Source organism: Klebsiella sp. EMBS2024, from assembly GCF_036233805.1.
In the GTDB taxonomy this organism is placed as follows: Bacteria; Pseudomonadota; Gammaproteobacteria; order Enterobacterales; family Enterobacteriaceae; genus Klebsiella; species Klebsiella pneumoniae.
The window spans coordinates 3,117,404-3,126,584 of sequence record NZ_JAZARW010000001.1 but is presented as its reverse complement, the minus strand read 5'-3'; the positions used below and the strand labels follow the sequence as shown (position 1 = coordinate 3,126,584).

The window sequence follows — 9,181 nt, the reverse complement described above, 5'->3', positions numbered from 1 at the left end:
ATGCGCCAGAATTTGTAGAATATAGCGCCCCTGGACGAGCAGTCGCTCTCCGGGGCGTTTCTTTTTCAACCCACCTGGGGCCATAACGTGTAATAACGAGGCCGGAAAATATTATGTCTGAACAAATTGTCACGCCTGATACCGCCGCTCTGACGGTGCCGAACAAAGATGCCAAAATCAACCTGCTGGATTTAAACCGTCAGCAGATGCGCGAGTTTTTCAAAAACATGGGCGAGAAGCCTTTCCGCGCCGATCAGGTGATGAAATGGATGTATCACTACTGCTGCGACGACTTTGATGAGATGACCGACATCAACAAAGTCCTGCGCAGTAAACTGAAAGAAGTGGCGGAGATCCGCGCCCCGGAAGTGGTTGAAGAGCAACGCTCAACCGACGGGACCATTAAATGGGCGATTGCCGTTGGCGATCAGCGCGTCGAGACCGTCTATATCCCGGAAGAAGACCGCGCCACCCTGTGCGTCTCCTCCCAGGTAGGCTGCGCGCTGGAGTGCAAATTCTGCTCCACCGCCCAGCAGGGCTTTAACCGCAACCTGCGGGTATCCGAAATTATCGGCCAGGTCTGGCGCGCGGCGAAGATCGTCGGCGCGGTGAAGACCACCGGCGTGCGTCCCATTACCAACGTAGTAATGATGGGCATGGGCGAGCCGCTGCTGAACCTCAACAACGTCGTTCCGGCGATGGAAATCATGCTCGACGATTTCGGCTTTGGCCTTTCCAAGCGTCGTGTGACCTTGTCTACCTCCGGCGTGGTGCCGGCGCTGGATAAACTCGGCGATATGATCGACGTTGCGCTGGCGATCTCCTTGCACGCGCCGAACGACACCATTCGTGACGAAATCGTCCCGATCAACAAAAAGTACAACATCGAGACGTTCCTCAACTCGGTGCGCGGCTATATTTCGAAGTCCAACGCCAACCAGGGCCGGGTGACCATCGAGTACGTGATGCTGGATCACGTCAACGACGGCACCGAGCACGCCCATGAGCTGGCGGCGCTGCTGAAAGATACGCCGTGCAAGATCAACCTGATCCCATGGAACCCGTTCCCGGGCGCGCCGTATGGCCGCAGCTCCAACAGCCGCATCGACCGTTTCTCCAAAGTCCTGATGGAGTACGGCTTTACGACCATCGTGCGTAAAACGCGCGGCGACGATATCGATGCCGCCTGCGGCCAGCTGGCGGGCGACGTCATTGACCGTACCAAGCGTACGCTGCGTAAGCGGATGCAGGGCGAAGCGATTGACGTAAAAGCGGTCTGACAAATGATGACCCGTGCAGCGCAGGCGGCACGGGTCATATTTATGGCCGATAGCCAGGCGAAATACGCTGATTCGGTTAATAATTACGGTGCGTTTTTGTCGACTTTGAGGCAGTATGTAGCGGCACAACAACCGCTTAGCATTCAATTTTGATTCGTCTCTGTGATCGCGCGGCTGACAGTCCTATACTGTGAGGCTGACGTAGCACAGATGTCTCGCGGCGCCGGCTTTTTCCCGCGCTGAACTTTAAATTTCACGTACCAGTAGTTGTAGCGAATGAATACTGAAGCCACTCAAGATCATCAAGAAGCAAACACCACGGGCGCGCGTCTGCGTCACGCCCGCGAACAACTCGGACTTAGCCAGCAAGCGGTGGCCGAACGCTTATGCCTGAAGGTGTCCACGGTTCGTGATATTGAAGACGATAAGGCCCCCGCCGACCTCGCTTCCACCTTCCTGCGCGGGTACATCCGCTCCTACGCTCGCCTCGTACACATTCCAGAAGACGAGCTGCTGCCGATGATGGCCAAGCAGGCGCCCATCCGCGCGGCGAAAGTCGCGCCAATGCAGAGTTTCTCTTTAGGCAAGCGCCGCAAAAAGCGCGACGGCTGGCTGATGAGCTTCACCTGGCTGGTGCTGTTTGTGGTTATCGGTCTGAGCGGCGCCTGGTGGTGGCAAGACCATAAGGCGCAGCAGGAAGAGATTTCGACCATGGCCGATCAGTCTTCCGCTGAGCTGAACGGCGGCGACGCCAACAGCCAGAACGTGCCGCTGGATACCAGCGCCCCTGCAGCCCCGACCGCCGATAGCGCCGCGAACAGCGCGCCAACCGATACCGCCAGCGCACCGACCACCAGCGCGCCGGCCCAGACGCCAGCGGATAATAACGCTGTCGTGGCGCCTTCCCAGGCCAATGTCGATACCGCGGGGACGACGCCGGCAGCTCCGGCTACCACCCCAGCCTCGCCGTTGCCGACCGATCAGGCGAACGTCACGACTCCGGCGGCGTCGGCGCAGGATCTGGTGATGAACTTTTCCGCCGACTGCTGGCTGGAAGTGAGCGATGCCACCGGTAAAAAACTGTTCAGCGGCCTGCAGCGTAAAGGCGGTAACCTGAACCTGAGCGGTCAGGCGCCGTATAAGCTGAAAATTGGCGCCCCGGCCGCGGTACAGATCCAGTATCTGGGCAAGCCTGTCGATTTAAGTCGTTTTATCAGAACTAACCAGGTTGCGCGTCTGACCCTCAATGCCGAATCATCACCGGCGCAGTAACAGACGGGTAACGCGGGAGATTTTTCATGCATAACCAGGCTCCGATTCAACGTAGAAAATCTAAACGTATTTACGTTGGTAATGTGCCAATTGGCGATGGGGCTCCCATCGCCGTTCAGTCAATGACCAATACGCGCACCACCGATGTGGCGGCGACCGTAAATCAAATCAAAGCGTTAGAGCGCGTAGGCGCGGACATTGTCCGTGTCTCTGTTCCGACGATGGACGCTGCTGAGGCGTTCAAACTTATCAAACAGCAGGTTAACGTCCCGCTGGTCGCCGATATCCACTTTGACTACCGTATTGCGCTGAAAGTGGCGGAATATGGCGTCGACTGCCTGCGTATCAACCCGGGCAACATCGGCAACGAAGAGCGCATCCGCATGGTTGTAGATTGCGCTCGCGATAAAAACATCCCGATCCGCATCGGCGTCAACGCCGGCTCGCTGGAAAAAGATCTGCAGGAAAAATATGGCGAGCCGACGCCGCAGGCGCTGCTCGAATCCGCCATGCGTCATGTCGATCATCTCGATCGTCTGAACTTCGATCAGTTTAAAGTCAGCGTTAAAGCCTCCGATGTCTTCCTGGCGGTGGAATCCTATCGTCTGCTGGCGAAACAGATCGATCAGCCGCTGCATCTCGGGATCACCGAAGCGGGCGGCGCGCGCAGCGGCGCGGTAAAATCGGCGATCGGTCTGGGACTACTGCTGTCCGAGGGGATCGGCGATACGCTGCGCGTCTCGCTGGCGGCGGATCCGGTGGAAGAGATCAAGGTCGGCTTCGATATCCTCAAATCTCTGCGTATTCGTTCCCGCGGCATTAACTTTATCGCCTGCCCGACCTGTTCACGCCAGGAGTTTGACGTTATCGGTACGGTGAATGCTCTGGAGCAGCGTCTGGAAGATATCATCACCCCGATGGATGTTTCGATCATCGGTTGCGTGGTGAACGGCCCGGGCGAAGCGCTGGTCTCCACCCTTGGCGTCACCGGCGGCAACAAGAAAAGCGGCCTGTATGAAGACGGCGTGCGTAAAGATCGCCTGGACAACAACGACATGATCGACCAGCTGGAAGCGCGGATCCGCGCCAAAGCCTCGATGCTCGATGAAGCCCGTCGGATTGACGTTCAACAGGTTGAAGCAAAATAACGTGTTGGGAAGCGATACGCTTCCCGTGTATGATTGAACCTGCGGGCGCGAGGCGCCGGGGTTCATTTTTGTATATATAAAGAGAATAAACGTGGCAAAGAACATTCAAGCCATCCGTGGCATGAACGATTATCTGCCGGGCGAAACCGCTCTCTGGCAGCGCATTGAAGGCTCACTGAAGCAGGTGCTCGGTAGCTACGGTTACAGCGAAATCCGTTTGCCGATTGTAGAGCAGACCCCGTTATTCAAACGCGCGATCGGCGAAGTGACCGACGTGGTTGAAAAAGAGATGTATACCTTCGAAGACCGCAATGGCGACAGCCTGACGCTGCGTCCGGAAGGGACGGCGGGCTGCGTACGTGCCGGCATCGAACATGGTCTGCTGTACAATCAAGAACAGCGTCTGTGGTACGTCGGGCCAATGTTCCGTCACGAGCGCCCGCAGAAAGGTCGCTACCGCCAGTTCCATCAGATCGGCGCCGAAGTGTTTGGCCTGCAGGGCCCGGACATCGACGCGGAGCTGATTATGCTGACCGCGCGCTGGTGGCGTGAGCTGGGCATCTCCGAGCACGTCAGCCTGGAGCTGAACTCCATCGGTTCGCTGGAAGCGCGCGCCAACTACCGCGACGCGCTGGTGGCATACCTGGAGCAGTTTACCGATAAACTGGATGAAGACAGTAAACGCCGGATGTATACCAACCCGCTGCGGGTGCTGGACTCCAAAAACCCGGACGTGCAGGCGCTGCTCAACGACGCGCCGGCGCTCGGCGATTATCTTGACGAAGAGTCGAAAGCCCACTTTGCCGGCCTGTGCGCGCTGCTTGACGATGCCGGGATCCGCTACACCGTCAACCAGCGCCTGGTGCGCGGCCTTGATTACTATAACCGCACCGTGTTCGAGTGGGTGACCACCAGCCTTGGTTCCCAGGGCACCGTCTGCGCCGGCGGTCGTTACGACGGCCTGGTTGAGCAGCTGGGCGGTCGCGCTACCCCGGGCGTGGGTTTTGCCATGGGGCTGGAACGTCTTGTTTTACTGGTCCAGGCAGTGAATCCGGAATTTAAAGCCGATCCTGTTGTCGATATATACCTGGTAGCCTCCGGGACCGATACTCAGTCTGCTGCAATGCGTCTGGCTGAGCAGGTTCGCGATGCGCTGCCCGGCGTGAAGCTGATGACCAACCACGGCGGCGGCAACTTTAAGAAGCAGTTCGCCCGCGCTGATAAGTGGGGCGCACGCGTCGCGCTGGTGCTGGGTGAGTCAGAGATCGCTGACGGAAACGTGGTAGTGAAGGATTTACGCTCAGGTGAGCAAACTACCGTAACGCAGGAGAGCGTTGCCGCGCATTTGCGCACACTTCTGGGTTAATCTCCCGGGAATTATTAGTCAGGAGAAGGACTGCGTGGAAACTTTTAACAACGAGAACGATCAGGTCGATGCGCTGAAGCGTTTCTTTGCCGAAAACGGCAAAGCGCTGGCGGTCGGGGTGATTTTAGGGATTGGCGCGCTGGTTGGCTGGCGCTACTGGACCTCCCATCAGCAGGATACCGCCAGAGACGCGTCGCTGGCTTACGAGAAGGCGACTTCCGCGCTGAAATCGAATACGCCAGAAGTGCTGTCAGGGGCAGAGAAATTCGCGGCTGACAATAAAAATACCTACGGCGCCTTCGCCTCTCTCGAGCTGGCACAGCATTTTGTTGAACAGAACGATCTGCCGAACGCTGAAAAGCAGCTGCAGCAGGGGCTGGCGGCCGCATCTGATGATAATCTGAAATCGGTTATCAGTATGCGTCTGGCCCGCGTTCAGCTGCAAATGAAACAGGCTGATGCGGCGCTGAAAACCCTCGACAGCATCAAAGGTGAGGGCTGGACCGCCATTGTGGCCGATTTGCGCGGCGAAATTCTGTTGAGCAAAGGCGATAAGCAAGGGGCCCGTGCGGCGTGGGAAGCTGGCGTGAAAAGCGATGCTTCTCCTGCGCTCAGCGAAATGATGCGTATGAAAATGAATAATTTGTCCATCTGAGAGGGACTCGATGCAATTGCGTAAATTACTGTTGCCAGGGCTGCTTTCCGTTACCTTGCTGAGCGGGTGTTCGCTGTTTAATAGCGAAGAAGATGTGGTGAAAATGTCACCGCTGCCGACGGTAGAAAACCAGTTTACGCCGTCCACGTCCTGGAGCACCTCGGTTGGCGATGGTATCGGCGAATTTTACTCTAACCTTCATCCGGCCTTTGCCGACGGCGTAGTGTATGCTGCTGACCGTAAAGGCACCGTCAAAGCGCTGAACGCCGACGATGGCAAAGAGGTATGGTCGGTGAATCTGGCGGAGAAAGATGGCTGGTTCTCGCGCACGCCAGCGCTGCTTTCCGGCGGGGTGACCGTCTCTGGCGGCCATGTTTATATCGGCAGCGAGAAAGCGCAGCTTTATGCGCTGAATACCAGCGATGGTACCGTGGCCTGGCAAACCCGTGTCGCCGGCGAGGCGCTGTCGCGTCCGGTGGTGAGCGATGGCATGGTGCTGGTGCATACCAGTAACGGCCAGCTGCAGGCGCTAAACGAGACCGATGGGGCCGTGAAGTGGACCGTTAACCTCGATATGCCGGCGCTCTCCCTGCGCGGCGAGTCTGCGCCTGCGACCGCCTACGGCGCGGCGATCGTCGGCGGCGACAACGGCCGCGTCAGTGCAGTATTGATGCAGCAGGGGCAGATGATTTGGCAGCAGCGTATTTCTACGGCCACCGGCCCGACGGAAATTGACCGCCTGAACGACGTCGACACGACGCCGATCATCGTTAACGGTGTGGTTTATGCGCTGGCTTATAACGGTAACCTGACCGCGCTGGACCTGCGTAGCGGCCAGATTATGTGGAAACGCGAGCTGGGTTCGGTGAATGATTTCATCGTCGATGGTAACCGTATCTACCTGGTAGACCAGAACGATCGCCTGCTGGCACTGACCACCGACGGCGGTGTAACCCTGTGGACGCAAAGCGATCTGCTGCACCGTTTGCTGACCGCGCCGGTGTTGTATAATGGCAATCTGGTCGTCGGCGATAGCGAAGGCTACATGCACTGGGTTAATCCGGAAGATGGCCATTTTGTGGCGCAGCAGAAAGTCGATAGTTCCGGCTTCCTGACCGACCCGGTGGTTGCCGATGGTCGACTGCTGATCCAGGCGAAAGACGGTACGCTGTACGCGATTACGCGTTAATTACCGCTGTCGTGAGTGATTAAGAAACGGCCCCTGGCAGACAGGGGCCGTTTTGACTTTTTTAAAAACGTCGTTAAGACGATGTTGCTTAGTGATTGTATGAGGCATTTAACATGATACCTGTGGTCGCGCTTGTCGGGCGCCCTAACGTTGGAAAATCCACGCTCTTTAACCGCCTGACGCGCACTCGTGATGCGCTGGTTGCGGATTTCCCGGGGCTGACTCGTGACCGTAAGTACGGTCGGGCCGAAGTCGAAGGCCGCGAATTCATCTGTATCGATACCGGTGGTATTGATGGTACGGAAGAGGGCGTGGAAACCCGGATGGCGGAGCAGTCGCTGCTGGCAATCGAAGAGGCCGATGTGGTGCTGTTTATGGTCGATGCGCGCGCGGGCCTGATGCCGGCGGACATCGCGATCGCTAAACACCTGCGCTCTCGTGAAAAGCCCACCTTCCTGGTGGCTAACAAAACCGACGGCATCGACGTCGACCAGGCAATGGCGGACTTCTGGTCGCTCGGCCTGGGCGATATCTATCCGATTGCCGCTTCGCACGGCCGCGGCGTGACCAGCCTGCTGGAGCAGGCCCTGCTGCCATGGGTAGATGAGGTTAATCCGCAGGAAGAAGTGGATGAAGACGCCGAATACTGGGCGAAATTCGAAGCCGAGCAGAATGGCGAAGCGGAAGAAGAGCCGGAAGACGACTTCAATCCGCAGGATCTGCCGATCAAGCTGGCGATTGTCGGGCGTCCTAATGTCGGTAAATCAACCCTCACCAATCGCATCCTCGGTGAAGATCGCGTGGTGGTCTACGATATGCCGGGCACCACCCGTGACAGCATTTATATCCCGATGCAGCGTGACGAGCGCGAATACGTGCTCATCGATACCGCCGGGGTGCGCAAGCGCGGGAAAATCACCGACGTCGTGGAAAAGTTCTCGGTGATCAAAACGCTGCAGGCGATTGAAGACGCCAACGTCGTGCTGCTGGTGATCGATGCTCGCGAAGGGATCTCCGACCAGGACCTCTCGCTGCTGGGCTTTATCCTCAACAGCGGCCGTTCGCTGGTGATCGTCGTTAACAAGTGGGATGGCCTGAGTCAGGAAGTGAAGGAGCAGGTGAAGGAGACCCTCGACTATCGTCTGGGCTTTATCGACTTTGCCCGGGTGCACTTCATCTCCGCCCTACACGGCAGCGGCGTCGGCAACCTGTTTGAATCGGTACGCGAAGCCTACGACAGCGCTACGCGCCGCGTAAGCACCGCGATGCTGACCCGGATCATGAACATGGCGGCGGAAGATCATCAGCCACCGCTGGTGCGTGGCCGTCGCGTGAAGCTGAAATACGCCCACGCCGGGGGCTACAACCCGCCTATCGTGGTGATCCACGGTAACCAGGTCAAGGATCTGCCGGATTCCTACAAGCGCTATCTGATGAACTACTTCCGTAAATCCCTGGACGTGATGGGCACGCCGATCCGTATCCAGTTCAAGGAAGGGGAAAACCCGTTCGCTAACAAGCGTAACACCCTGACGCCGAACCAGATGCGTAAACGTAAGCGCTTGATCAAGCACATCAAGAAAAGCAAATAAGCTATCAGCAAGATTTACCCACCAACATGAATCCTTCAAAGCCCGCTCTGCCGGGCTTTTTTATTAAGGCCGATTGTAGCGACGCAACAACGCGCATGATTGGCATGTATATCTGCACGTATCCTATGAGATTTCTCATTTGCCAGCTTCGCTTGCTCAAGCAATTGTTTGAGTACGCTATGATAATATATACGCAGAAAGTTATCGCAATGATACGAGAGAAAACGCATCTGGATATATCGGAGAAAATCCACGGTGTCGCTCTTCTGTAATATGGGAGAAACTGGAGAGTCTACTTTATGGCTGAGTATTGTGGTAAATTGCGGTTCTTCCCAGGATGGGGAAATTAATCGGCAAGGAGCGATTATGTATTACAGCAATGTTGTCATCAGCTATTTACAGGCCAATAAAATTCTCGCAATGAAACTTGATCGCGCTGTTTCAGGCATAGAACAACGGGTTTCCGGTCAGGTTAAAACAATAGGTGCTGGCGTTACTCGAATCCTATATTATACATCCTGTTTTACTGATGAGTATCAGGATGTATGTAAAAAGCAGAAGAATGAGGATGTTAGATTTGCTAAAGGTATCTACCATCTTTTACAGCGTAAGAATATTGTATATGAAATGCTGAAAATATATTTTGAAGAAATATTTAAGCACAAAACAACAGAGCAGT

The 9,181-nt window shown here is 56.4% G+C and carries 7 protein-coding genes and 1 pseudogene; all 8 read left to right on the top strand.

Features of this window, described 5'->3' with window-relative positions; genetic code table 11:
- Positions 1-113: 113 nt before the first annotated feature.
- Positions 114-1,280 carry a bifunctional tRNA (adenosine(37)-C2)-methyltransferase TrmG/ribosomal RNA large subunit methyltransferase RlmN gene (locus VZP09_RS14425; protein ID WP_002913894.1) on the top strand — a complete coding sequence of 389 codons (1,167 nt, stop codon included), beginning with the start codon at positions 114-116 and terminating at the stop codon, positions 1,278-1,280.
- Between the two features lie 276 nt (positions 1,281-1,556).
- Entirely contained in the window at positions 1,557-2,552 is a 996-nt protein-coding gene (rodZ, locus tag VZP09_RS14420) for a cytoskeleton protein RodZ (RefSeq protein ID WP_004149336.1), read from the top strand.
- Positions 2,553-2,578: 26 nt separating this feature from the next.
- The gene (gene ispG / locus VZP09_RS14415) at positions 2,579-3,700 is read left to right on the top strand and encodes a flavodoxin-dependent (E)-4-hydroxy-3-methylbut-2-enyl-diphosphate synthase (RefSeq protein WP_002913892.1); all 1,122 of its coding nucleotides are present in this window, start codon (positions 2,579-2,581) and stop codon (positions 3,698-3,700) included.
- A gap of 91 nt (positions 3,701-3,791) precedes the next feature.
- Positions 3,792-5,066: a histidine--tRNA ligase gene (gene hisS, locus VZP09_RS14410; protein WP_004890421.1), complete on the top strand. Its 1,275-nt coding sequence runs from the start codon at positions 3,792-3,794 to the stop codon at positions 5,064-5,066.
- A 34-nt stretch (positions 5,067-5,100) separates the two neighbouring features.
- A complete protein-coding gene (locus tag VZP09_RS14405) occupies positions 5,101-5,721 on the top strand; it encodes a YfgM family protein (protein ID WP_002913890.1) in 621 nt (206 codons plus the stop codon).
- A gap of 10 nt (positions 5,722-5,731) precedes the next feature.
- Positions 5,732-6,910 carry an outer membrane protein assembly factor BamB gene (bamB, locus tag VZP09_RS14400; protein ID WP_002913889.1) on the top strand — a complete coding sequence of 393 codons (1,179 nt, stop codon included), beginning with the start codon at positions 5,732-5,734 and terminating at the stop codon, positions 6,908-6,910.
- Positions 6,911-7,023: 113 nt separating this feature from the next.
- On the top strand, positions 7,024-8,502 hold the full coding sequence (der, locus tag VZP09_RS14395; protein ID WP_004144309.1) for a ribosome biogenesis GTPase Der: 1,479 nt from the start codon (positions 7,024-7,026) through the stop codon (positions 8,500-8,502).
- A gap of 366 nt (positions 8,503-8,868) precedes the next feature.
- Positions 8,869-9,180, top strand: a pseudogene (locus tag VZP09_RS14390) (hypothetical protein); the annotation flags it as partial.
- Between the last annotated feature and the right edge of the window lies 1 nt (position 9,181).